This window comes from Pseudonocardia sp. OZ21, from assembly GCF_059359135.1.
Genome location: NZ_JCADBN010000011.1, coordinates 180482 through 204241, shown reverse-complemented (window position 1 = coordinate 204241; position 23760 = coordinate 180482). Strand labels below are relative to the sequence as shown.

27 protein-coding genes and 1 pseudogene are annotated in these 23760 nt (G+C 69.8%); 11 read left to right on the top strand and 17 right to left on the bottom strand.

Features of this window, described 5'->3' with window-relative positions; translation table 11 throughout:
* Window positions 1-701: 701 nt before the first annotated feature.
* The 3 genes from AC5L35_RS24835 (at window position 702) to AC5L35_RS24825 (ending at window position 3947) form a co-directional block, all read left to right on the top strand.
* Window positions 702-1286 (top strand): dihydrofolate reductase family protein, encoded by a 585-nt coding sequence (locus tag AC5L35_RS24835; RefSeq protein WP_495062094.1) that lies wholly within the window; start codon window positions 702-704, stop codon window positions 1284-1286.
* Window positions 1283-1720, top strand: coding sequence for a VOC family protein (locus AC5L35_RS24830; protein ID WP_495062093.1), 438 nt, complete (start codon window positions 1283-1285; stop codon window positions 1718-1720). Before AC5L35_RS24835 ends, AC5L35_RS24830 begins: the two co-directional genes overlap by 4 nt.
* A gap of 1003 nt (window positions 1721-2723) precedes the next feature.
* Complete coding sequence (locus AC5L35_RS24825; RefSeq protein ID WP_495062092.1) at window positions 2724-3947, top strand: FAD-dependent monooxygenase; 1224 nt, start codon at window positions 2724-2726, stop codon at window positions 3945-3947.
* Window positions 3948-4038: 91 nt separating this feature from the next.
* Here the strand turns inward: AC5L35_RS24825 and AC5L35_RS24820 are convergent, their stop codons facing one another.
* From AC5L35_RS24820 to AC5L35_RS24810, 3 genes are read right to left on the bottom strand one after another with little or no spacing between them, the layout of a single operon-like run.
* On the bottom strand, window positions 4039-4785 hold the full coding sequence (locus AC5L35_RS24820; protein WP_495062160.1) for an aminoglycoside phosphotransferase family protein: 747 nt from the start codon (window positions 4783-4785) through the stop codon (window positions 4039-4041).
* Between the two features lie 53 nt (window positions 4786-4838).
* The gene (locus AC5L35_RS24815; protein ID WP_495062091.1) at window positions 4839-5252 is read right to left on the bottom strand and encodes a PPOX class F420-dependent oxidoreductase; all 414 of its coding nucleotides are present in this window, start codon (window positions 5250-5252) and stop codon (window positions 4839-4841) included.
* Between the two features lie 58 nt (window positions 5253-5310).
* Complete coding sequence (locus AC5L35_RS24810) at window positions 5311-5832, bottom strand: pyridoxamine 5'-phosphate oxidase family protein (RefSeq protein WP_495062090.1); 522 nt, start codon at window positions 5830-5832, stop codon at window positions 5311-5313.
* 83 nt (window positions 5833-5915) lie between these two features.
* On the opposite strand from AC5L35_RS24810, the gene AC5L35_RS24805 reads away from it, so the two are divergent.
* Together AC5L35_RS24805 and AC5L35_RS24800 are read left to right on the top strand one after the other, a co-directional pair.
* Window positions 5916-6863, top strand: coding sequence for a LysR family transcriptional regulator (locus AC5L35_RS24805; RefSeq protein ID WP_495062089.1), 948 nt, complete (start codon window positions 5916-5918; stop codon window positions 6861-6863).
* 351 nt (window positions 6864-7214) lie between these two features.
* Window positions 7215-7403 (top strand): hypothetical protein, encoded by a 189-nt coding sequence (locus AC5L35_RS24800; protein WP_495062088.1) that lies wholly within the window; start codon window positions 7215-7217, stop codon window positions 7401-7403.
* Between the two features lie 307 nt (window positions 7404-7710).
* Here AC5L35_RS24800 and AC5L35_RS24795 read toward each other — a convergent pair whose 3' ends face one another.
* Together AC5L35_RS24795 and AC5L35_RS24790 are read right to left on the bottom strand one after the other, a co-directional pair.
* Window positions 7711-8208, bottom strand: a complete 498-nt coding sequence (locus AC5L35_RS24795; protein ID WP_495062087.1) for a cupin domain-containing protein — start codon at window positions 8206-8208, stop codon at window positions 7711-7713.
* Between the two features lie 770 nt (window positions 8209-8978).
* Complete coding sequence (locus AC5L35_RS24790) at window positions 8979-9929, bottom strand: manganese catalase family protein (RefSeq protein WP_495062086.1); 951 nt, start codon at window positions 9927-9929, stop codon at window positions 8979-8981.
* Window positions 9930-10120: 191 nt separating this feature from the next.
* Here AC5L35_RS24790 and AC5L35_RS24785 point away from each other — a divergent pair, with 191 nt between their 5' ends.
* Window positions 10121-10555 carry a GNAT family N-acetyltransferase gene (locus AC5L35_RS24785; RefSeq protein WP_495062085.1) on the top strand — a complete coding sequence of 145 codons (435 nt, stop codon included), beginning with the start codon at window positions 10121-10123 and terminating at the stop codon, window positions 10553-10555.
* Window positions 10556-10558: 3 nt separating this feature from the next.
* Here the strand turns inward: AC5L35_RS24785 and AC5L35_RS24780 are convergent, their stop codons facing one another.
* A complete protein-coding gene (locus AC5L35_RS24780) occupies window positions 10559-11788 on the bottom strand; it encodes an erythromycin esterase family protein (protein WP_495062084.1) in 1230 nt (409 codons plus the stop codon).
* A 110-nt stretch (window positions 11789-11898) separates the two neighbouring features.
* Between AC5L35_RS24780 and AC5L35_RS24775 the strand changes: the two genes are divergently transcribed.
* A complete protein-coding gene (locus tag AC5L35_RS24775; RefSeq protein WP_495062083.1) occupies window positions 11899-13281 on the top strand; it encodes a cytochrome P450 in 1383 nt (460 codons plus the stop codon).
* Between the two features lie 45 nt (window positions 13282-13326).
* Here the strand turns inward: AC5L35_RS24775 and AC5L35_RS24770 are convergent, their stop codons facing one another.
* From AC5L35_RS24770 to AC5L35_RS24760, 3 genes are all read right to left on the bottom strand, one after another.
* Window positions 13327-13788, bottom strand: coding sequence for a DinB family protein (locus tag AC5L35_RS24770; RefSeq protein ID WP_495062082.1), 462 nt, complete (start codon window positions 13786-13788; stop codon window positions 13327-13329).
* 109 nt (window positions 13789-13897) lie between these two features.
* Complete coding sequence (locus AC5L35_RS24765) at window positions 13898-14866, bottom strand: M56 family metallopeptidase (RefSeq protein WP_495062081.1); 969 nt, start codon at window positions 14864-14866, stop codon at window positions 13898-13900.
* On the bottom strand, window positions 14863-15231 hold the full coding sequence (locus AC5L35_RS24760) for a BlaI/MecI/CopY family transcriptional regulator (RefSeq protein ID WP_495062080.1): 369 nt from the start codon (window positions 15229-15231) through the stop codon (window positions 14863-14865). Before AC5L35_RS24760 ends, AC5L35_RS24765 begins: the two co-directional genes overlap by 4 nt.
* Before the next feature lie 491 nt (window positions 15232-15722).
* On the opposite strand from AC5L35_RS24760, the gene AC5L35_RS24755 reads away from it, so the two are divergent.
* Both AC5L35_RS24755 and AC5L35_RS24750 read left to right on the top strand, forming a co-directional pair.
* Window positions 15723-15977, top strand: a complete 255-nt coding sequence (locus AC5L35_RS24755) for a hypothetical protein (RefSeq protein WP_495062079.1) — start codon at window positions 15723-15725, stop codon at window positions 15975-15977.
* A 286-nt stretch (window positions 15978-16263) separates the two neighbouring features.
* The gene (locus tag AC5L35_RS24750; RefSeq protein ID WP_495062078.1) at window positions 16264-16842 is read left to right on the top strand and encodes a formylglycine-generating enzyme family protein; all 579 of its coding nucleotides are present in this window, start codon (window positions 16264-16266) and stop codon (window positions 16840-16842) included.
* A gap of 37 nt (window positions 16843-16879) precedes the next feature.
* Here the strand turns inward: AC5L35_RS24750 and AC5L35_RS24745 are convergent, their stop codons facing one another.
* Window positions 16880-17122, bottom strand: a complete 243-nt coding sequence (locus AC5L35_RS24745) for a hypothetical protein (protein ID WP_495062077.1) — start codon at window positions 17120-17122, stop codon at window positions 16880-16882.
* A gap of 96 nt (window positions 17123-17218) precedes the next feature.
* Window positions 17219-17782: an AAA family ATPase gene (locus AC5L35_RS24740; RefSeq protein WP_495062076.1), complete on the bottom strand. Its 564-nt coding sequence runs from the start codon at window positions 17780-17782 to the stop codon at window positions 17219-17221.
* Window positions 17783-17859: 77 nt separating this feature from the next.
* On the opposite strand from AC5L35_RS24740, the gene AC5L35_RS24735 reads away from it, so the two are divergent.
* Both AC5L35_RS24735 and AC5L35_RS24730 read left to right on the top strand, forming a co-directional pair.
* Entirely contained in the window at window positions 17860-18006 is a 147-nt protein-coding gene (locus AC5L35_RS24735) for a hypothetical protein (protein WP_495062075.1), read from the top strand.
* A 436-nt stretch (window positions 18007-18442) separates the two neighbouring features.
* Complete coding sequence (locus AC5L35_RS24730; RefSeq protein ID WP_495062074.1) at window positions 18443-19369, top strand: nitroreductase/quinone reductase family protein; 927 nt, start codon at window positions 18443-18445, stop codon at window positions 19367-19369.
* 252 nt (window positions 19370-19621) lie between these two features.
* Here AC5L35_RS24730 and AC5L35_RS24725 read toward each other — a convergent pair whose 3' ends face one another.
* From AC5L35_RS24725 to AC5L35_RS24700, 6 genes and pseudogenes are all read right to left on the bottom strand, one after another.
* Window positions 19622-20743, bottom strand: coding sequence for an NDMA-dependent alcohol dehydrogenase (locus tag AC5L35_RS24725; RefSeq protein WP_495062073.1), 1122 nt, complete (start codon window positions 20741-20743; stop codon window positions 19622-19624).
* 121 nt (window positions 20744-20864) lie between these two features.
* Window positions 20865-21590 (bottom strand): anti-sigma factor, encoded by a 726-nt coding sequence (locus AC5L35_RS24720; protein WP_495062072.1) that lies wholly within the window; start codon window positions 21588-21590, stop codon window positions 20865-20867.
* Window positions 21571-22203, bottom strand: a complete 633-nt coding sequence (locus AC5L35_RS24715; RefSeq protein WP_495062071.1) for an RNA polymerase sigma factor — start codon at window positions 22201-22203, stop codon at window positions 21571-21573. Before AC5L35_RS24715 ends, AC5L35_RS24720 begins: the two co-directional genes overlap by 20 nt.
* A 122-nt stretch (window positions 22204-22325) precedes the next feature.
* A complete protein-coding gene (locus AC5L35_RS24710; protein ID WP_495062159.1) occupies window positions 22326-22682 on the bottom strand; it encodes an arsenate reductase/protein-tyrosine-phosphatase family protein in 357 nt (118 codons plus the stop codon).
* 65 nt (window positions 22683-22747) lie between these two features.
* A pseudogene (locus AC5L35_RS24705) lies at window positions 22748-23335 on the bottom strand (arsenic resistance protein); the annotation flags it as partial.
* A gap of 6 nt (window positions 23336-23341) precedes the next feature.
* Entirely contained in the window at window positions 23342-23719 is a 378-nt protein-coding gene (locus tag AC5L35_RS24700; RefSeq protein WP_495062070.1) for an ArsR/SmtB family transcription factor, read from the bottom strand.
* Window positions 23720-23760: the final 41 nt, after the last annotated feature.

Sequence of the window (23760 nt, the reverse complement as noted above, 5' to 3'; positions counted from 1 at the left end):
CAGGCAGCGGATGTCTGGAGCAGTCACGGGTCGATCACCGAAGCCGCAGGCGGCCCGGATCGTCGACGAGTCGTGGCGCGATCCCGAGCGCGTGCTCGTAGGTGAGCACCAGGCGGGACGCGCCCAGCATCGACCCGAACAACCCCATCACCAAACCGCGGCATACGCGTCACGGCCGCGCATCATGGGCCGGCACCCCAGCTTCCCCACATAGGCCGGGTCGAGGTCGTCGACGAGCACATGCAGCGTCGGCGGCGCCCCCGACGGCCGCACGCAGCATCGCGTCGGTGACGTGCACCGCCATGCCCTCGAGCTGGTCCACCCAACCCCGCCACGTGCCCGGTCTGCTCCATAGCCAGGGAGTCTGAACCGGAACTCCGACATTTCTGGGCGCTTACCGCAGCTAGAACCAGGGTTCGGCGTCCGTGCCGGGCCGCAGGGTCGGGGCGGGGCAGGTACGTGCTCAAGGCCGCGCGGGCCGAGGGAACTACCCCGATGGACCGCCTTCGGCGGGGGCCTGTCGGCCCTTGGAGCCCTGTGTCAGCCTCTCCAAGAATGATCAGCTCTTGCTGGGTGTCTCCGGTGGGCGGGCTGCGTGGCTGCGGTGCTGACCGATGAGTTGGCTGCTGGTCGCTGGTCTCCGAGGGGATGACGCGCTCTGACGGTGCGTCCCTGATGGGTACGAGGCGAAGGAATTGACGATGACCGGTCCGATTCGGCTGTACATGTCCATGTCGCTCGATGGTTACATCGCCGGTCCCGACGATCGGCCTGGTCAGGAGCTCGGGCGCGGCGGCGGGCGACTGTTCAACTGGCTCGACGACCGAGAATCCGCCGGTCCGAGCGGGCAGGTGTATGGAGAGGCGTTGGCGACCGGCGCGGTGATCTCGGGCCGGCGAACCTTCGAACTCGCCGGACGCTGGAACGGCGACCACCACGACGGCGTACCGATCTTCGTTCTCACCCACCGGGTCGAGGAGGGAGACATCCCACCTGGCAGGGCACGCTTCGTCACCGATGTCGAGGACTGCGTGCGCGAGGCCTGTGCGGCGGCCGGGGGCCGGGCCGTCCTGGTCCACGGGGCCGGCGCGGCTCAGGCGCTTCTTCGTGCCGGGCTGCTGGACGAGCTGGAGATCCACCTGGTGCAGGTCCTGCTCGGCGATGGCCGGCGGTTGTTCGACCAGCTCGGCGGGGACCGCACGGAGCTCGAACTGGTCCGCCGGCTCGACGACCGCGACGTCACCCATCTCCGCTACCGGGTGCGCCGCACGGGTGCGTCGGCATGAAGACCCTCATGGTGGCCGTCCGCGTGACCGACCTGGATCGGTCACTCCGCTTCTACGCGGCCATCGGCTATGTCGAGCTCGGCAGGATCGCCATGGGCGATGGGGGAAGCCTGGTGGTGCTCAAGTTCCCCGGCGAACCGGTGGCCACGCTCGAGCTCGTCCATCGTCTGGCCGACGGCCCGGTGAAGGTGGGCGACGGGTTCGACCACCTCGCGATCCAGGTGGATGCGCTGGTGCCGACCCTCGACCGGCTGGCCGCCGTCGGCCTGACACCCGGGCCCGTGGAACATCCCGGCGGACCCGACGGACCGGCGGTCGGTTGGCTGACCGACCCCGACGGCTACCGGATTGAGCTGGTCGAGTGGCCACCCGGCCACGCCGACGGCATCACCGCTGCGGACTTCGATCCCCGCCCATCGTCGCGGCTGGGCTGAGCCGTCTGGACACCACGATCGATTCACCGGGATCGCGCAGCCTGGGCTGGTCGGCGCAGATCCGCGCGCCGCGGTCAAGGAACTCATCCTGGGCGGTGCCGAACCAGCCGCCCGATCGCATGGGGGAGTGACCACCTCCACCCTGACCAGCCACGGCGCCCCACGCGGTGCGGGCGGCTGGTCATGGTGGGATACGGCCGGATGAGGTGGTGCTCGGCCCGTGGCATCTGCGGTGCTGGGTCTCTCCTCACATCGGCGCAGCGACGGTGCCGGGACCCGTCACGCCGACGCGAGGAGAATCCCAGCCGATCACCCGGCCAGCGGTGGCCCCACTTGCGCCCGGTCCGTGCGGGGCCTCGGCGACCAAACGCGTGTTCGAAGCGCTGGATGGTGCTTGCATTACGGCATAGGGGTTCACGTGGTTAGGCTGAACGCCATGGCCAGGGTTGCTCGGGCCGAGCTTGCCTGGCTGACCCGGCGGGTGGCGCGGGCTGGGCCGCAATGCGCCGTGGAGTCTGGTCACGCCAGGCCCCGGCCATCGTCAGTTACAACACGCTCCGTGCCACGTCATGTGCCTCGCCCTATCGTCGCCGGGTGCGAAATCCGGCGGCCGACGATGCCGACCTGATGTGTGTTGATGCACGTGGATGCCCTGTACCGTGCTGATCGGCTGCCTTCCAAACTGGCTACGCGAGTTCGGTTCCCGTGGCCCACTCCAAGCCTTCTACCAGGCGCAACTGTGGTTGCAGCCGCCCTGTCTCCGCGACCAGGGTGTTTTCCGTGCGCCGCAGATCGTGCGGGGGCGCCTTGCTCCAGATGCGGTCGAAGTTGGAGCGGGTCGGCATGACTGTTGGGACCGCGATCATCCACCATCGCTGAACCCGATGACTACGCAGCGATGAGTTCCTGGCTGCGCCGCGAGTCTGACTGTCCAGATGGGGGCGGACCGAGGATAGGCCCACCTCCACAATCAGCGACACGAATCGGACGAGCAGGGGGCGCTGTGAGCGGTATCAGGGTGTTGGTGGCGGGGGCGAGCATCGCGGGGCCCGCGCTGGCCCACTGGCTGCGCCGGCGGGGGGCCGAGGTGACCGTGGTGGAGCGGACCCCCGGGCTGCGTCCCGGTGGGCAGGCGGTGGATGCGCGCGGGGTGGCCAAGGAGGTCATCCGGAGGATGGGACTGGACGCGGCGGTACGCGCGGCCTGCACCGACACCGCGGGCGCGTACACCGTGGACGTGGACGGGAACGTGCTGGAGACCTTCCGCGCCGACGACGACGGCGGCGACGGGTTCATCGCGGACATCGAGATCCTTCGCGGGGACTTGTCCCGGGTGCTCTACGACGACACCCGCGACGGTGTCGAGTACGTCTTCGGTGATCGGATCGCCGAGCTCACCCAGGACGGGGACGGGGTCGACGTGGCCTTCGCGGGTGGCGACCGGCGGCGCTTCGACCTGGTGGTCGGGGCGGACGGGCTGCACTCGGCGCTGCGCACGATGGTCTTCGGACCGCGCGAGCGGTTCCTCCGCCATCTCGGGCTCGTGCTTGCCTTCTACACCGTGCCCAACGAGTTCGGGCTGGACCGCTGGCTGATCGACTACCAGGACCCGGAGTCCGGGCGGTCCGCCGGTCTGCGGCCCGTCCAGGACGCCACCCGGGCGATGGCCATGTTCTCGTTCCCCGCGGCCGACTTCGACGTCGACCACGGCGACATCGCGGCCCAGAAGCGCCTGCTGCGTGAGCGCATGGCCGGCTTGGGCTGGTTGACCCCGCGCATCCTCGCCCACCTGGACGACACCCCGGACTTCTACCTCGACCAGGTCGCCCAGGTGGTGATGGACCGCTGGTCGCGTGGACGGGTGGGTCTGCTCGGGGACGCGGCGTTCAGCTCGTCGCCGATGTCCGGGCAGGGCACCGGGCTGGCCCTGGTCGGCGCCTACTTGCTGGCCGGAGAGCTCGCCGCCGCCGAGTGGGACCCGGAGGCCGGGTTCGCCCGCTACGAGGGGCGGATGCGTTCGTTCGTCGAGGCCAACCAGGAGATCGGACGGTTGCACGTGCGCAGCCGCGACGTCCCCGGGCCGGACGCCGAGCCGAGCGCGGAGCCGGAATGGGACCTCGAGCTGATCGAGCGCGCGATCAACGGCGTCGAGCTGCCCGACTACGCCGGGGTGCCGGACTCCGGGGCCCCGGTCGAACCGCCGATCACCTCGTCGGTCAGGCCGTAGGCGCACCGCCTCGGGCGGGGTGAACCAGCGTGCGCGAGAGGCGACGCCTGCCCATGATCAGACGTACGAGCAGCGTCGGGCCCGTGCCGCCTCACATCCGGGATCTCAGCACGTCGACCTCGCAGCCCGGCGCGGACGGGTCGAAGCCGTGCTCGACCAGCCAGCGGACCCCCAGCAGGCTTCGCAACGACCACCACGCGCGGATCACGTCGAGGTCCACGTCGGTGCCGTAGCCGGCGACGACGTCGCCGAGGTGCTCCTCGTGCCCGAGCGTCAAGGTGGCGAGGTCGAACAGGGCATCGCCCGGGGCCGCCTCGGACCAGTCGATCACGCCTGTGATCTCGGCACCGTCGACGAACACGTGGGTGATCTGCAGGTCGCCGTGCGTGAACACCGGGGTCCACGGCCGGAGCGCAGCCTCGGCGACCTGGCGGTTGCGCGTGACCAGGTCGGTGGGAAGGACGCCGTTCCTGACGAGCCACTCGCATTCGCCGTCGAGTTCCGATGCGAGCTCGTCGAGGCTCCGGCCGAGCCATGGCGGCAGCGGCGCGTCGTGCAGCATCCGTGCGGCGGCGCCCGCCGCGGCCCACGCCGCCGACGACGCGGGCGACGGCTCGCCGAGGCGGCCGAGTGCCGTCCCGGGGAGGGCGGTGAGCGCGAGCACGGGCGGCTTCCGCCACAGGACCTCCGGAGTCGGGATCGGCGCCATGGCCATCGCCTCGACCTCGACGTCGGTGCGCGTCTGATCGGCGTCGATCTTCAGGAACACGTCGCCGACGCGCAGGGTCGCGCGCTCGTGATGGGCGACGACGACCTCGACCTCTTCCACGTCGGCCATCATCGCGGGGGCTTACCACCGACGTCGCCGGGTTTATCGCGTCCGGGATGGTGTCAGCCCAGGCCGGACCGGGCGATGACGTTGGTGATGCTGATGTGAACCGCGGTGAAGCCTTCCTGCACGAATGACTCAGCAATGGCCTCTGCGGGTTGAGAGGGGTAGTAGCGGCCGGCGATGCCCGTGGCGACGTGTGTGATCCGGTCTGGCTCGGCAGAGGTTCGTGCATGTCCTTCGATGGTCACGAAGCTGTAGGGTTGCCGCTCGTCACTCACGCAGACTGCGATGCGCCGGTCACGGGCCACGCTCTTACCTTTGACGCTCCCGGGCGACAGGGCGAAGGCGAGTTCGTCGCCGTCGAGGATGAAGCAGACCGGGGTGACATGGGGTCGCCCGTCGGCGCGGGCGAGGGCGATGTGGGCAAGCCGTGTTCCTGTCGTGACGAAGGATCGCCATTCGGTGTCGGTCATTGTCGGCATTGATGTGACCTTTCGTTCGATGCGATTGCCACCGGCGGGCCGAGTGCGGTCAGAGCATCGGGAAACGCCAGCGGGTGGCGCTGAACCCCGTCTCCTTGCCGAATGCGAACACCTGTGCTGGCTCGACTGCGTAGACGTGCCGAGGATCATCGAGGGCGGTGTCGGCGGGATCGTAGAACTCGCCGTCTCTGACGAACGGATGCCACCACGGATACTTGGCCGGAAACAGGTCCGCAACTCCCTGCAGCCGAGGTGGATCCCGAACGAGATGGGCGGCGCCTTCGAAAACCAGGTCGACATCATGACCGGGCACCGTGACCGCGCATCCGTTGTTCCGCACGAGGTTGCGGGCCTTGCGGGACTGCCGGAAAGTGACGAAACAGAACATTCCTTCACGCCATACACCCAGCACCGGCACCACGTGTGGCCGTCCATCCGGGTCGGTGGTCGCGAGCAGGAAGTCGCCTGCCTCGGCCACTCGCGTCCGTACGTCCGCCCAACTGAGCGTCGTCAGAGGTACGCCCCGAGGGCTGGTCAGTTGCTCGGGAGTCGGCGTGCCGTAGGTCGTCATGTCAACGACGCTAGGTACACCGGAGCATTGAGAAAAGCGAAGGTTCCCGATCGACTTGATCGCCATCGGCTATGCTAGGGCGCGTGGGCGACGTCGAACTGCGCCATCTGAGGACGATGGCTGCCATCGCCGAGGAAGGAACGTTCGGGCGAGCGGCTGCCCGGCTCGGCTACACCCAGTCGTCGGTGAGCCAGCAGGTCGCCGCGCTGGAGCGGGCCATCGGTGGCGCCGTCTTCGACCGGCCCGGAGGTCCGAGGCCGGTACGGATCACTCCCCTCGGCGAGGTGGTCCTGACCCACGGCCGCGATCTGCTGGCGAGATCGGAGGCGCTGGCCGACGCCGTCGATCGCTTCAAGGCGGGTAGCGGCCGGATCGACATCGGCACCTTCCAGAGCGTGTCCAACCTGATCCTGCCGGCCGTCGTGCGCCGGCTGCTGGACGAGCACCCCGGCTGCGACATCAGGCTGTCCGAGGTGAGGCCGGACGATCCGAAGATCGGAGATCTCGACCTGTTGTTCCACGACGGCCGGGTCGAAGGCGACGTCGAGCACGTCAAGCTGCTCGACGAGCCGTACCTCCTGGTGGCCGGCGCCGGCACATTCCCCGATGGTCCGGTACGGGTGAAGCTGCTCGACGATGCTCCGATGGTCGCCTGGCCTCCCACCTATCACCAACAATGGTTGGAGCGGGCGCTCGCCGGCTACGGCGCACAGCCACGGATCGTGTTCCGAACCGCCGGCCACGAGACCATCTTGTCCATGGTGCGGGCGGGCATAGGTTCGGCAGTGCTGCCATGGCTCGCCCTCCACGGATCCGATGCCTCGTCCGACGACCGGCTCAGCATCCACCCACTGCGACCATCGCCCACCCGCGAGATGTATCTGCACTGGCCGGCCGACCGCACCCGATCGCCTCTCGCGACCCGAGCCATCGACATCGCCGTCGAAGCCGCCGACGAGCTGGCCATACGCATCAATGCCACGAACGTCGGGCCCACCATGGCCCCGACTGGTCCGCTCTCGGATTGTTGAGAGTCTTCGCCCGGAAGGCGTCGTCCGCCCGGCCCACCGCTCTCCGGAGAGGGGCCGCACGGCGCCGGTCGAGCGCGCGCAACGCCGTCTCGAGTTGGTCTCGCGCAGGCGGCCCGATGTACTCGGTCCAGTCGTTGTGGGCGGCGCTCAGAGTTGCTCGTGGTTTGCCCGCCACTGCCTGCCAGGTAGCGAGTGCCTCTCTGACGTTCGGCGAGCTGACCTCAGGACGGCCGAGTCGGTCCAGTGCCCGACTTGTAGAGATCGGAACCCCGGGGATCTCCGTGGTTGGCGCCTGGTTCGCTGCTTCCCGGACACGGGACGGGCGCCTACGCGGCATTGCCCTTTCGAGTCGTGATCATCTGGTCATCATCTCACCGGCACGCACGATTCGACGGGGCACGCGCCGGCGCGGTGTGGCAGGCGTGGGTCGTCATCGTCGGCGCACTGTTCCTCGAACAGCGCCAGAGCGTCAAGAAGTTCATCCGCATCGCCATCGTGATCGCCGGGGTCGTCGGACTGCAACTCAGCGGAGCAGCGTGACGAACCATCCGGCGCCGGGCCTCACCTCAGACGACCCCACCGCACCCTGTCAGCACGAAAGGACTGACCCATGACTGTCACGGTCGCAAAGCGCAACGGCAGGGCTGGTGCGTGGCTCGTGCTGCTCCTGGCCGGAGGTTTCGCAGTGGGATCGGATACGCCGTCTGGGCGGGGATCGGCGTCGAGATGGCGGCGGCCGCGCCCGACCCTGCGCGCGGTTCCTGAACGAGGCTCACGTCCCCATCGCCTGGGAGGTCGCGGCCCTCGCAGGACCCATCACCGCGAGGGCCGCCGCACAGGAGAGGTGCTACTTGGTCCCCTCGGGCAGAATCTCGGTCGGCGGAGTGCCCTTCGCCTTCACGTAGAAGACGGCCAGTTTTGCGGGCTGTGTCTCACTGGCATTGCGACTTATGAGATGGATATCCGTAGGCGATTCGTAGAAGACGCCGCCGGTGTTGATCGTCTGGAGGTCGCCACCCTTCAGCTGTGTCACGACACTTCCTTCGATCACGTAGACGAAGAGATCGCAATTGTGCCGATGTACCTGGGAAGCTTCGCCCGGGGCGAAATCGACGATCTCGATCATCCCTTCCTTTCCGGACACATCGGGGAGGTCCTGGGTCATCAGACGTGTCACTGACCCCGCGCCGATGCGATGGACGTCGTCGCCATGGTCATGGGCGCCGGCGGCCGCTGGGGCGCTGGCAGGCGCCGGGGCGCTGTCAGACGTTTGACCCGTGCTGCAGGCCATCACGCCGCCAAACGCCAGCACGGAAACCAGTCCCATCTTGACTACATTGTTCATGTCCTGCTCTCTTTCTGTCGGATTGTTGCTGTGGGTACGGTGTTCGATCAGTGCGAGGAAGATCCGAACATCATTTGAGGCGCGCGGATCTTGGTCAGGTCGAGCAAGGCCGCTCGATGTCCGTTACGTGTCTTCCTGCGCGCTGCTCGTCGTCATGTCCGCGACGCTACGTGCCCGAAAGTGCTGGGATCTGGGTCATTCCCACAACAGATTCCTGGGCCAATTCTGAGGCCGCCGCCAGCCGCGTTCGGTACCGGCATCTGGAACGTGATGGGCTGGTTGGACAGTTTGTGAGCGTCCATCACCGGCCGTCGGGCCAGGTGCAGGCGGGCGCGCCGATGGACGTCTACACGAAGCTGGGCGTTCGGCGGCTGACCGGAACACCGCCGGTCTGCTGCTGTACGGCGCAGCGTGACGCGAAGACGGTGGCGGCGGTCAGCCGTGCAGGGACTGGTCGGGCGCTGGCTTGTGACCGCCACCGCTCGGCGCGGGAGGGACCGGCACGACCGGGGCGGGAACACCTGCGCTGCCGCCGTCGGGACCCGCAGTCCGATCACGCTTCTGCTTCGCCCTGCCTCTGCCCATGCTGGGAGCGACGCTACCCGTCGTCATGAAGCATCCTCGCGGCCTGACAGAACTCGAGCGCTGTCCGCCCATCGGTTGCCGTTCGGTGCGGCCGAGCCCCGCCTATCTGCCAGCAGCGACTCACTACACGGCAGAAGCCCCTCCGACGTCGGAGGGGCTTCTGCTCACAGCGGTGACCGCGAAGGTCAGCGGCGCTTCTTGCTTGCGCCCGGGGCGTCGGCCTCGGCCAGCTCCAACTCGGCGGTGGCCTGCACGAGCTCGAGCAGCGCCGGGTCCAGCCCGGGCGCGAACTCCTCCGGACGCTCCACCGCGATGTCCATCGGGAATCCCTCGGGCCGCTGCTCGGTGGTCAACGCTGCGCCGTTCGAGGCGGCGGGAGCGGAGCCACGGTAGATCTTGCCGGCCTCGGAGAGGTTGTCGAGGCTGAACGTGTACTGCTTGAGGTGCAGCCCCTGGTCGAGCAGCTTCTTGACCTCCGGGAAGCGCTCGGCGTCGGTCTTCGGGATCGGCAGGGTCTTGCCCCAGTTGACTCCCAGGGTCTCCAACGCCTTCGCGTAGGCGTTCTCGTGTGCCTGGTCGCGGACGATCAGGTAGGCCACCGTCGAGCGGGCGGTCTTGTTCTTGGTCATCTCGTAGATCCGGCACTTCTGCAGCCGGCCGGTGGACTCGAGCATCAGGTTGTAGAGCAGGTCGAGCACCAGGTTGCCGCTGTTGTAGACGTAGGACCCCGACCACGGGTTGCCCGCGGCGTCCACGGGCAGGGCGCCCTGGGCGCCGACGAGATAGTGGTGGATGTTGCCCATGCTCATCGCGTCGGCCAGCGGTGTCGCGCCGCCCTTGCCCGGCTCGTCGACGGGCTTCTTGGCCGAGCCCTTGTAGCGGGGCGATCCGTCGGTGAGCCGGGCGATGGTGGTGGCGATCAGCTCGACGTGACTGATCTCCTCCGTCCCCACTCCGTAGAGCAGGTCCCGGTAGGGCTTGGCTGCCGCTCCGCGGAAGTTGAAGCTCTGGAAGAGGTACTGCATCATCGTGCGCATCTCGCCGAACTGGCCGCCGAGCCCCTCCTGCAGGGCGTTGGCGGCGGCCGGATCCGGCTCGTCGGGGACGATCTCGTTGATCAGACGCTGAACGTTCATGAACATGGTGCGACGTCCTTGTCCTAGGGCTGTGGAGTCGATCCACTCCGGGGTGCCCGATTTGCTCCGCCTCACCCATGCCAGGGCGAGCAACGCCCGAACCGGGTGACGGCCGGGCCCGATCGGTCGGCCGGCGCGCGGCACCGCGGCCTGTTCCCGACGGGCAGGGCAGCGGTCGTAGCGTCGCCGACATGACCCATCTCCCCACGCCGCGCGTCCGACCTGCGGACGACGGCGACGTCGAGGCCGTCTTCGAGTTGGCCGCCGACATGGCCGTCTCCTTCACCGTCGAGCCGACGGCGTTCCGTCGCAGCTTCGCCGCCGTCCTGTCCGCCACCGATGCGCACGTGCTGGTGATCGACGTCGATGGGCAGGTCGGCGGCTATCTACTGGGGTTCGAGCACCCGGCCTTCTTCGCCAACGGGCCGGTGGCCTGGGTCGAGGAGATCGCCGTTCACGAGAGCCTGCGGCGACGGAACCTCGGCTCGCGACTGATGACCGCGTTCGAGAACGAGGTGCGCGGCCGGGGAGGCAGACTGGTCGCCCTCGCGACGACCCGGGCGGACAGCTTCTACGAGGCGATCGGCTACGACCGGCACGCCACGTACTTCCGCAAGGTTCTCTGACGGTCAGCCGGTGACCTGCGCGCTGGGGGAGACCCGCGGGATGTTGACCACCAGGTCGAAGGCGTCGAGCACCGGCGTCGGCTGGTAGGTGTCCATCACCCGGATGCTGTCGGGCCCCGCGACCCGCCCGCGGGCGCCACGAAGGTCGACGACGCTCAGCCCCGAGAGCACCGCCTCGATGCTGCCGTCCGCGGGTGGCCCGAGCTCGGCGCCTGCTATCTCGACCCCACCCGGAGCGGCCGGGTTGGCCCGGCGCGTTGTCGTCGTGCCCCCGGTGCTGGTGACGGCCACCGCCACGTAGGCGTCACCGAGCCGGTGGGCCAGGTGGGTCCCGGCGACGGACAGCTCGAACCCCGGCATCGTGAAGGGGGACCGCTGGACGTGGTTGTTGGCGGCGCCGATGACGATCTTCGCGTCCGGCCCGAAGCGTTCGAGCATCCAGAACACCGATTCGGCCATCCCGCGGTCACGTGCGGAAACCGGGGGATGGGCGGTCTCCCCGGCGAGCATCTGCGCTGCCTGGCTGCGCAGGCCGTGGTCGAGCAGGCAGGCCAACCGCAGTTCGTGTCGCACGACCGCGTAGGCGTCCGGGGCGCCAGAGCCCTGCTTGGCGTCGAACCACACGGCCAGATCGGCGAGGCCGGCGGTCATGGCGTCGCGGTCGGACCGGTCGAGCTGCGTGTAGGCGGCCAACGCCGTGAGGGTGGACTCGCTCGCGTACTTCTCGACCTGGTTGATCAGCCGGTCGACCAGCGGGACGGCGTCGGGGTCCGCACCGTCCACGTAGCGCCGGACGTTCCGCAACGCGGGCAGTGGCGAGGCGGCCGAGCCAGGGACGTCGAGTCCGAAGAACGGCACCGACGCCGACCTCATCCAGCTGAGGTGGGCGCGCATCTCCGGGCACCGGCCCATCCGGTACGTGATGCCCCACTCGGCGACGGTGTCCAGGTCGCCGGGGCCGCCGCGGACCCAGGAGTCCACCTCGAGCCCCTCGCTGAACCCGGACTCCATCGCGAAGACCGTGAAGCCGCACCGCTCCACCAGGAACCGCAGCATGCGGTGTCGCAACGCATAGAACTCGCGGACGAAGTGCGCGCTCTCGCCGATCGCGACGACCCGCGCGGCGCGGAAGCGCTCGGCCAGCGGTTCGAGGTCGTCGAAGGGCGCGTCCGGGTCCAGCGTGTCCAGGGGGACCGCGTGGTCGGCTGTGTAGGCGGCAAGGGCGGTCGACACCGGGGCAAGGTACGGCACCCGTCGGCTGCTGATCGCTCACGGTGGGTCGGACCAGCCCTGGACGCGGTGCCGGTGGAGGCGGGACGCTGGTGCGGATCGGGGGGGACCGGATGAGCACACCGACAGTCGCGGAGAAGGCGATCCCCGTCGTGCGTGGGCTGCCCGTCGTGGGCAGCGTCGCCGACCTCGCGCGGGACCCCGCGGCGTTCTTCGTCCGCTGCTATCTCGAACACGGCCCGGTCTTCCGCGTCCGCGCGCTCAACCGGACGCTGACCGTTCTCGCGGGTCCGGAGCTCGCCCGGTGGATGGGCTCGCGTGACGGCCAGGCGAGCCTGCGGTCCAAGGAGGTGTGGCAGGGCCTCGTCGACGAGTACGGCGCCACGCGGACCCTCACGGGGGTCGACGGCCCCGAGCACCGCAGGCTGCGCGAGGTCATGCGTCGCGGGTACTCGCGCGAGGCGCTGCAGGGCAGGCTCGACGACGTCGTGGCCATCACCGACGGCTGCCTCGACCAGGACTGGCGGGCCGGGACGGCGGTGCCCGTGGTCACCGCGATCCAGTACATGGTGACGAGCCAACTCGGGATTCTGCTCACCGGCCATGCGCCGCGCGAGTACGTCACGGACATCCGGACGGTGATCCTGTACATCCTCAACGCCCTGGTCACCGAGCAGCGTCCGGCGATCGTGCTCAAGCGGCCGAAGTACCGCCGGGCCAAGGCGCGCGTCAACGAGCTCGGCCGGCAGATGATCAGTGACCATCGCAACCGGCCGCCTGTCGTGGGGGACAGGCGCACGCTCGTCGACGACATCATGGACGCGCACGACCGCGATCCGTCGCTCATCTCGGCGGACGACCTCGTCCTCGCCCTCACCGGCCCCTACGTCGCGGGTCTCGACACCGTGGCGAACACCCTCGCGTCGCTCGTCTACGCGGTCCTGAAGCACCCCGAGGTGCTCGAGCGGGTCCGGGCCGAGGCCGACGCCGTCTTCGCCCGCGGTCCCGTCACCGAGGCGTCCCTCGCCGACATGCCGTCCATCAACGGGGCCGTGATGGAGGCGATGCGCCTCTACCCGATCGCCGTCGCGCAGCCGAGGGTCGCCGATCGGGACTTCGAGTACGCGGGGTACCGGATCCGGGAGGGCGAGCCGGTGTACTGCGCGGTCACCGTCCCGCACTTCCTGCCCGAGTTCTTCCCGAACCCGCAGGCGTTCGACATCGACCGCTACAGCGCCGAGCGCCGCGAGCACGCGACCCCCGGTGCGTACGCGCCGTTCGGCAAGGGCCCGCACACGTGTCTCGGCAAGGGCATCGCCGACGTGCAGATGACTCTCACCGCGGCGCGCCTGTTCCACCGGCTCGACCTGGCTCTCGATCCGCCGGACTACGTGCTGCGACGCAAGGCGGCCCCGACACCCGGCCCGACGATGGGCTTCCGCGTCCGCGTGACGGGGGTGCGTCGCCCGGGGGTGACCCCGGACAGGACGGGTTGACCGCCGCGGGCTACGGCTACCGGGGTACGGCGCTCTCGGGAGAGCTCAGCGCCCGGTGACGCCGTCGATCGCCTGTCGCAGCAGGTCGGCATGGCCGTTGTGCCGGGAGTACTCGCCGATGAGGTGCACGTAGACCATGCGCAAGGACATCGGGTCGCCGCGGAAGTCGAACTCGTGGTCGAGCGGCACCGCCGCGACCGCCTCATCCCCGAGGCGCCACTCCTCGCACAGCGCCTGCACCTCCTGCTCGGCGCGAGCCGGGTCGACCAGGTCGAAGTCCGTGTTGTTGCCCGGGCCGCCGTGCAGATGCGGTACGTCCTGGCCGCCCGCCCGCTGTCTGAGCCAGATCCGCTCGACCTTGGCCAGGTGCCGGACGAGCCCCAGCAACGACAACGTCGACGGTGGCACCGGCCGCGCGGCAATCTGTTCGCCGGTCAGACCTGCGCAGATCCTCAGCAACGTCGCGCGATGATGGGCCAGGTAGCCCTCCAGGATGGGCCGTTCCACGCCCGTCGTCGGTCCGTCCGTCAGTAGCCCGGGTGGAGGGGCGGGCTCGGGCGATGTCCAGATCACCCGCTGCATTCTTCCGTGCCGGCCACCGGGCACATGGTCCCGGTCAGCGCATGAGGGGCGTGCACAGCGGGGACAGGACGGTCAGCGTTCCCACCAGGAACGGGCCGAGCAGGAGTGCACCCGTGGTGGCGACCCGGGCGAGTCGGGCGCTGGTCCGCTCGGGAGGGAACAGCAGACGCTCCACGCGGTCGGCCACCCCCGCTCCCGCCACACCGAGCCCCGGGACCGGTAGCCGGCTCGAGGGGCGCTGGTCGGGTCCGGACAGGGCGAGCAGCGCACCGACGACGGTCTCCCCGCCGTGGCGACGGGCGGCGGCGTCGTCGGCGGCCATCTCCGCCAGCCGGGCGACCGAGGCGGCGCCTTCAGCGAACAAGCGCCTCCCGGGCCGGATCCAGGCCAATGCCGCGGTGCAAGCCAGCAGTTGGTGGTGGCGCCCGGTCAGGTGGGCCCGTTCGTGGGCCATGACCGCCGCCACCTGGGCCTCGTCGAGCGCGTCCAAGGCGGCCCGCGTGAACACGATGGTGCGGATCCGCCCGGGCAGGCAGTACACACTGCGGTGCTTCACGTCCACCACGAGCGCTCCGCCGGGGCCGCGTGGTGTCCCCCGGGCGGCGAGCACCGCAGCGTCCGCGTGGCGGCGGGTGCCTGCGCGGGCCCGATGCAGGTCGAACCCCACGCGGGTCACGACCAGCGCGAGCCCGAGGGTGGCGAGCGCGACTGCCGCGCTCAGGACGCCCTGCACGATCCTGCTGCCCGCACCCCCGGCCAGGTCGGCCAGCACGGCGACACAGCAGCCGAGCATCCCGTCGAGATGTCCCCAGCCCGTCACCAGATCATCGACGAGCATTCCCACCGCCACCACCCAGGCGCCCAGCACGCTGGCCATGGCGGTGATCCACGCGGCCATGCCCCACGCCGGCGCCACCCCGGCCTGGGTGGCCCGCCGCAGCAACGGGGGGCCGGCCATCGTCACCACAGCGCTGGAGCCCAGGACGCAGACGGGCAAGCTCATCGAGGTGTCCCGCTGGAGCGGCGGTGCAGCACCTGCTGCAGCCGGGCCAACTCGTCGTCGGTCATCTCTCCGACGAAGTGGGTGAGCACCGCTTCGGAGTCGGTGTCGGTGTTCAGGGCCTGGCGCATCAGCGCGGCGGTGTGTTCGGAGTGGCTGACCATCGTGTGAAAGCGGTGCGCCTTGCCCTCCCGCGCTCGGGTGAGGTGGCCCTTGCGGTAGAGGTTGTCCATCGTGGACAGCACCGTCGTGTAGGCGATGGTGCGGTCCTGCTGCAGCTGCTCGAGCACCTCACGGACGGTGCCCGACCCGCCCATCGCCCACAGCCGGTCCATCACCACCGCCTCCAGCTCACCGAACCCGCGCATGCCGCCTCCCGACGTCGACCGTGCTCATCCTGACGCAGCACCGGCCGAACTACTACCTCCGTACCGAGGTGGTAGTTATAGTGGCCGGCCGCGCCGGGAGCCCGTACCGCGCGACGTGCTCCGCAGCGCCTGGATCCCGCTGACGCCGGCGGCGAGTGGTTCGAGCACGTTGTCCGTGTCACATGTGGGCAGCACCCACTGAACCGATGTGGGCCGTTGTCCGTAGTGATATTGACAGCGAACCATCAGCTTCTCCCGGCCCCGGACGTTGTACTGTCTCCGTACGTAGGCAGTAGATGGCCCGGTATCGCTGGAAGCCGCGTCGCCGTCATGTCTCGAGGGGGAGCTATGCAGTCGTTGCTGTACGGAGTCGCAGTACTCGCCGGGGGGCGTGAAATGTTGATGATGATGATGATGTGCAGGTCCGACGCTGCGGTCGTCGAGCAGCGGTTCTCCGGCCTGGCCGGCCGCTCTGCGGCGGGGGTTTCGTGATGGTGGACTCGTTCACGGTGATGATCGCCGTGTTGTTCTCGGGCGTGATCGCGGTGCTGATGATCGGCGCCACGTACGTGCTCTGCCTTCGCCCTGTGCTCAGCGCACGACGGCAGTACAGCGGCCGGAGGCCCAACAGTCTCCGCATGGGGCGGGGCAACGACTTCGCCCGGAGATTCGTCGAGTGGTCGGTGGAGCCCGACGCCGCACCCGTCCACCAGCGCAACGGCCGGCGCGAGACCTCGGTCGACTGACCCTCCTGTAGCCGGCGGTCTGCAGGGATCATGACCCGGACATCGTCGAACGGATCAGCTGGGACGCACCCGTCCGGAACCAGCGACCCCCCGGACGCGGTCCATCCCGTTCCTGCACGTCACAGAGGGTTCCGTCGTCATCGGTCCGAGGTTCTGCCTGCTCTGGGATGATCTGGCTCGACGCGTGCCACGACCCCGTGGTCGCCCGACCCGGGAGGCCCACCGCGTGCAATCCTCGACCGAGGACCTGTCGGTTTCCTCGATGGTTCACGTCCCCGGTGGCGCTGTGGATCTTCGGGACGACCGGCGCGGCACCCGCTGGCGGGTGGAGATCGCGCCCTTCCTGCTCGGCCGGTACCCCGTCACGTCCGCGAGCGGTGCCTCACCCGTGGTGAACGTCAGCTGGGACGACGTGATCGACCTGTGCAACGTGATGTCGGACCGGTCCGGACTCGACCAGGCCTACTCCCGCGACGCCCGGAGCGGGGAGGTGACCTGCGACTGGGCCTCCAACGGCTACCGCCTCCCCACCGAGGCGGAGTGGCAGTACGCCTGCAAGGCGGGCACCAGCGGATACCGGTACGGGGAGATCGACGACATCGCCTGGTACGCGGACAACTCCGGGGGCCGGCTCCACGACGTGGGCGGCAAGGCACCCAACCCGTGGGGCCTGTACGACATGCTGGGAAACGTCTGGGAGTGGTGCTGGGACCTCTACGACGAGGAGGTCTACGGCTCCTATCGCATCTTCCGCGGTGGTGGCTGGGCCGAGTCGGCTCGGGGGTGCGGAGCCACGGTGCGTCGCCGCAGCCACCCGTCGTTCGCGATCGACGACCTCGGCTTCCGTCTCGCTCGGGCCGCGTGACGGAATCTCTCCTGGACTGTCTCTGCATGAAAGGGACTCAGAGACCTCGGCGGCGTGCCCGAAGTAGCCATCCGCCCGCCACGGCAGCGCCGATGACGATCGTGGCGATCAGGACCGTCTGTCGCGTCGAGTCCCAGCCAGGGTCCTCGACGCCCACGGCGAGGCCGGCCAGCCACAGAGCGACGTTCGGGACAACGGCGACGAGGCCACCGAGGAACACCGCGACAGCGATCTCAACGGTCCGAGCATCGCGTCGGACCTGAGGATCACCGGGCCCCATGCGCCGAAGTGTGGCCGACGATGATGTCGAGCGCCAGGGCCGTCACAGCTGCCGGCAAGAGCGATTGTCGAACCTGTGGATCGCGTGTGCTCGGAATCAGAGTCGGTAGCGGCCTTCGGTGAGTGACCGCAGGACGATCTCCGTGGTGCCCGTGGCGTCGATGTGGCTGGAATCCAGCACGTGTGGCTCGAGAGTGTCGAGACTGCTGAGGGACTGAATCGGTTCGGGATCGGTCAGGGAGTCGGCGGCGGTTCGAGCGACGGCTCGGTGCAGAGTGGTGGCCCGGTCGGGTCGCAGTACGACGTAATACAGATCGATTGCGCTGGTCCTGCTCGCGGCACGGAACACGTCGAGGAACCAGGGACCGATGACACCATCGCAGATCACGTGGTAGCCCCCGGCGGCGTAGCCGAACGCGCTGTGGGCCAGCACGCCGATCACGATGCTGTTCTGGCGGTGCGCTTCAGGCAGGTACGGCGCGATCCCGCCTCGGCGGATGTAGCTCCAGAAGTCGTCGGCGTGCAGGTGCACGCTGGGCGAGAGCGCGTCGGCGACCCGCCGGGCGATCGTGGACTTGCCCGCCCCGGGTGGGCCGGTCACGACGATCACCCTGCCGGGTTCGCCCGAGGTGCTCGGCGGGCGGGTATGGCTGTTGCTCATGTCGCGAATGGTCCTCCAAGCGGATGGCCGATCGATGCCACGATGCGGCGGTGCTACCGCGACAGAGGGCCCTGCTCGTGCTCGGGGTGCTGGTCGTCCTCGTCGGCGCGTACAGCGTGGTTCATGAGCACCTGTACGGGGTGTCGCTGTTCTCGCCGGCGGCGCTGCCCGAGAAGGTGCGGTCTGCGACCGTCATTTCCGTATTTCAGGCAATACCACTCTGACGACCAGACACGACGTCGATGCCGCTGCGCCGGGCCGGGAGCCGCTGCGCCGGCTCGGGACCTTCGCGCCGCCCCTGCATCACCGTATGGACATCCTCGGCCGGCCCGACGAGTCGGTGTGCGGCATGGAGGTGTTCGTCGGGGACGACGATCGCCTCGCCGAGTACGGGTTGATGGGCGGCCCCTGACTGCGAGACGCGCCCTGGCGGCGATGAGTCGGTCTTGCCGCATCGGGATGCCGCATGCTAATTTTCCGGCGAGCCCCGTATGGGCCTACGCATGGAGGTAGCGGCTACTCAGCCACTATAGAGATCGGTACTGCTCCTCGCCGGAGTCGCGGTATCGCTTTCCCAGTGCGTTTGGCCCGCGGGGTTCTTTCGTGCCGTCTCTTGGTGGTGTCGTCCTCCGATCCGATGGATCGATTCGAAAGGGCAGCATGGCCGAGCGGAGTTTTGATTTCAACGAGTTCCAGCGGCAGATCATCGCGGAGTTCCGGGCCAACGGCGGCAGAGTGGGCGGGATGTTCGAGGGTTCCACGTTGGCCCTCCTGACCACCGTCGGCGCCAGGACCGGCCTGCGCCGGACCAGCCCACTCGCGTATCTGGAGATCGACGGGCAGCCGCTCGTCGTCGCGTCCGCCATGGGCGCGCCCACCCATCCGGCGTGGTACCACAACATCCGGCACAACCCGGCGGTGACCGTCGAGACCGGCACCGAGACCTATGACGCGATGGCCGGAGTCCCCGTTGGCGAGGAGCGGGACGCGCTGTTCCACAAAGTCGTCGAGCACGCCCCGGGATTCGGGGAGTACCAGACCAAGACATCTCGCGTGATTCCGGTGGTGACCCTGCACCGCATCACGCCGACGCCAGGCGCGGGTCGGGCGCAGGGGCTGGGTGATTTCCTCGTGGAGGGCCACGAGTGGCTGCGCAGTGAGCTGGTCGAGCTTCGTCGTCAGGTGGACGAGATATCCGAGGGCCGGGCGGACTCCGTCACCAGTGAACGCAGGCCGGACGACCTTGCACAGCAGATGCGCAGGCGCTGCCTGGAGTTCTGTGGAGCACTGGAACAACACCACACGGGCGAGAACATGGGCGCGTTCCCGATGATCGCACAACGGTTTCCCGCGCTCGCCCCGGAACTGGAGAAACTGAGTGCGGAACACGCCGTGGTCGCACGGCTGCAGGGGGAGATCCGCCGGCTCGTCGACGACCACGTCCCCGGTGAGAGCGACCCTGCTCGGCTCCGGGACGAGCTCGAACGGCTCGCATCCGAGTTGGAAGCACATTTCGCCTACGAGGAGCGCACGATCGTCACGGCCCTCAACGCGATGGGCCCGGCACCCGACGTCAGCGGAACCTGACACCGCCCCGGCCGCCGCCCCCACCGCGTCATGGACACATGACGCGGCATCAGGCCGCACTCGAACAGCAACACGGGACCACAACGCTGTCACCGTGGCTGCGCGCAGCAGGCTGCGGGCGACTCGCGCGCGCGGAACGGGCGACTCGCGCGCGCGGAACGGGCGACTCGCGGGGCCGTGCGCTGCACCGCATCCCTCCGCGGACGCCCCAGCCCCACGGCGGCTGCCGAACCCGAGGAGCGTCCGGGCAGGTCAGTGCTCGTGGACGAGGATGCCGCGGATGTTCTTCCCGTCGAGCAGGTCGCGGTAGCCGTCGTTGATCTCGTCGAGGGCGTACCGGCGGCTGATCAGGCCGTCGAGCCTCAGGTCACCGCTGCGGTAGAGGCCGAGCAGGCGGGGGATGTCGTAGAGCGGGTTGCACGCGCCGAACAGCGCGCCCTGCACCTGGCGCTGGTAGGCGACGAGCAGCCCGTCGTACGTCCTCACCTGCTGCTCGCTCACCTTGCCCGCGGCGGTGATCGTGACCCGTCCGCCCTTGCCGGTGATGGCGATCGCCTGCGAGACGACCGTGTCGTCGTTCACCCCGACCGTGACGACGGCGTGGTCGGCGTACTGGCCCCGCGTGGCGTTCTTGATGAACCGCCTGGCCTCCTGCGGGTCGGTGAACGTGTGGGTGGCCCCGAACTCCTGCGCCGTGTCCAGCTTGAACTGCACGGGGTCGACCACGACGACGTGCTTGGCCCCGGCGTAGGCCGCGCCCTGCACGGCGTTGATGCCGACGCCGCCGCAGCCGTAGATCACCACGGTCTGCCCGGCCCGGACCCCGGCGGCATAGACCGAGCTTCCCCAGCCGGTGGGGACGCCGCAGGAGACGAGGGCGGCGAGCTCGAACGAGATGTCGTCGTCCAGCGGGATGCACGAGAACTCGCTGACCACGGCGCGCTGGGCGAAGGCGCCGAGCACGCACATGCCGCCGACGTCGAGGCCGTCGCGCGAGTGGAACCGGAAGGTGTCGTCGGGCAGCATCCCGCTGACGGCGTTGCGGCCGGCGTCGCAGAGGTTCTGCCGGCCCGTGGAGCAGTAGCGGCAGGTGCCGCAGACCGGGATGTAGGAGCACACGACGCGGTCACCGGGGCGGACGCGGCGCACCCCGGAGCCGACGGCCTCGACGACACCGGCCGCCTCGTGGCCGCCGACCATCGGGTAGCGGACCGGCATGTCACCGGTGCGGATGTGGTCGTCGGAGTGGCACAGGCCCGCCGCCTCGAAGCGGACCAGCACCTCGCCGTCCTGGGGGTCATCGAGATCGAGGTCGACGACGTCCCACTGCCGGCCGGCCCCCCACATCACGGCGGCGCGGGTGGTGGTGGGCATCGGCACTCCCGGAAGTTCTCGGCTGACCGGCCTCCCGCAGACGGCCGGTCCGGTCGATCAAGAGCCTAGGCCGCGGGCACGTAGAACCGCTGTCGAGCCAATCACAGCCGTCCCCGGCCGATCACGTCGTGTGCCCCCGCAGCAGGCTCGTGCCGGAGTGCGCAGGGTCGCCGTCCAGCGACTCCGCCGAGACGTCGACGATGCCGAACTGGTCGAGGGTCAGGTCCGCCGGCAGCGCGAACGTCCCGCGGAAGCGGGAGCCGTCGACCTCGGGAGCGAGGGCGCCGAGCGAGTACAGCCGCGTTCCCGCGGCGTCCATCAGCCACGCCTCCAGGTACGCCCCCGGCCGGATCCCGCCGGGATCGACGACCGTGACCTCGACCTGGCGCACCCCGCCGGACTCGACGACGTCCGCGCTGCCCGACGCGGCAGGGTCGGCGGCGGCCAGCGGCGCGAGCGGCACCTGCGTGAGCGTCGCCGGCCGGGGTCCTCCGGTGAACCCGACACCGAGCACGATGCCCGCGACGAGACCGGCCGCGGCCGTCGCGGCGGGGAGGACCCAGCGTCGCCACGGCGGGCGCGCGGCGCCGGAACGCCTGCGGGTACCGGGGGCGGGCGGGTCGTCGGGCTCGCCCACCTCGTCGAGCACGGCCTGCCAGACGCGCGCGGGTGGCAGCACAGTGACGGGGCCGGCGTCTCCCGCCTGCGCCATCGCGACGGTGTGGCGCAGCGCCGCAACTTCCTCGCGGCACGCCGCGCACGCCGCCAGGTGGGCGTCGATCTGCGGGTCGGGCGGCTCTGCGGGTAGCGCGGCGAGAGTGAGCGCGTCAGGGTCGGGATGCCACACCGTCGACCTCCCACCGCCGTCGCAACCGCACGAGCCCTCGCCGCAGATGACTCTTGACCGTGCCCAGCGGCAGCCCCGTCACCGCGGAGATCTGTTGATGGGTCAGGTCGTCGAAGAATGCCAGCCGCACCACGGTGCGCTGTTGGGGAGGCAACCGTCCCATCTCGTCGGCGACCACGAGAGCATCGACGACGTGGTCGGGCAGCGGCCCGCGGTGCTGGGCCACGGCGGCGTGGGCGGCCCGTTCGGTGATCTCGCGCTCGCGGGCGCGGGCGGCGTACCTGTTGGCGATCTGACGGCGGGTGATGCCCACCAGCCAACCCCCCAGCGAGCCTTTCCCGGGGTCGAACGTCGCGCGCGAGCGCCAGGCCCCGACGAACACCTGCTGGGTGACGTCCTCGGCGTCGTCGTGTCCGGCGAGGGCCCGCGACGCGAGGCCGAACACCACCCGCGAATGCCGGTCGTAGGCCTCCCGGAGCGCCGACGGATCGCCGGCCCGGAAGCGGCGGGCCAGATCGGCATCGATGTCCTCGGCGGCGGCGCCGTCAGCGGCGCCGATCGGCGCACGCGACTCGACCTCGGGCCTCACCCGGGCGGCCTCGTGGTCGGTCACCCTGGTCTCACCACGCACCGGAGCATCCCACCCCTGGGCGGTCCTCGCCTGTCCACCGACGACGGCCTAGGCCCGGGCCGAGGCCGTGCCGGGGATGGGCGGAACGAGCCGGCGGGCGTGGGTCAGGACGGGGGAGCCGGAACGAGTTCGGCGAGCAGCCCGCGGACCCGGGCGTCGATCTCGTCGCGGATGGGGCGGATCTGCTCGGCGGTCCGGCCGACCGGGTCGGGGAGCTCCCATTCCAGGTAGCGCCGGCCGGGGAAGATCGGGCAGGCGTCGCCACAGCCCATGGTGACGACGACGCCGGCGGCCTCGACGGCGTCGGTGGTGAGTCGCTTCGGGAACGCCGTGGTCAGGTCGACGCCGATCTCGTCCATCACCGCGCGCACGGCGGGGTTGATCTCGTCGGCGGGCGCGGAGCGTGCTGACGTGACCCGGACCCGGCCCTGCGCGTGGTGGTCGAGCAGCGCGGCGGCCATCTGGGACCGGCCGGCGTTGTGCACGCAGACGAAGAGCACCTCGGGAACGCTGGTCGGGCGGCCGGTCACGGGGTTCCTCCGGGTACGGGGCGGCGCGTCCAGCGCCGCCGGGCGGCGAGGGAGACGTAGACGAGCCCGACGAGCACGGGCACCTCGATCAACGGGCCGACCACACCGGCCAGTGCCTGCCCGGACGTCACGCCGAAGGTGGCGATGGCCACCGCGATCGCGAGTTCGAAGTTGTTGCCCGCCGCGGTGAACGCCAACGTGGTGGTGCGTTCGTAACCCAGGCCGATCGCCCGTCCGAGCAGGAACGAGCCCGCCCACATGATCGCGAAGTAGGCGAGCAGGGGGAGTGCGATGCGGGCGACGTCGAAGGGCCGGCTGGTGATCGCGTCGCCCTGCAGCGCGAACAGGACGACGATCGTGAACAGCAGCGCGTACAGCGCGAACGGGCCGATCCTCGGCAGGAACCGGGACTCGTACCACTCCCGGCCCTTGGTGCGTTCGCCCAGCCGGCGGGAGAGGTAGCCGGCGAGCAGCGGCACCCCGAGGAAGATCAGCACCGAGGTCGCGATCTGCCAGGCCGAGATGGCGAGGTCGGCCTGCGGGAGACCGAGCCAGCCGGGCAGTACGTCGAGGTAGAACCAGCCGCGTGCTCACGCGAGCACTGTCGGGGCGTCGTCGGGCACGAGCACTGCGGACAGCCGCCGCAGAGCCTCCGGTTGGACGCGGTAGTAGACCCAGGTCCCGCGCCGCTCCCCGGAGATCAGGCCGGCCTCGCGCAGCACCTTGAGGTGATGGCTGATCGTGGGACCGGTCAGGTCGAACACGCCGGTCAGGTCGCAGACGCAGGCCTCGCCGCCCTCGTGCGACGCGATCAGCGACAGCAGCCGCAGCCGTACCGGGTCGCCCATCGCCTTGAACAGCCGGGCCAGGTCGACGGCCTGGTCTGTCGACAAGGGTTCGCGGGCCAGCGGCGAGCAGCACCCCACCGCGCCGGCCAGGTCGGCGAGCATCAGCTCCTGATTCGACATCTCTCTATCTTGACAGCCATCGATTCAATGGTGCAACCTCT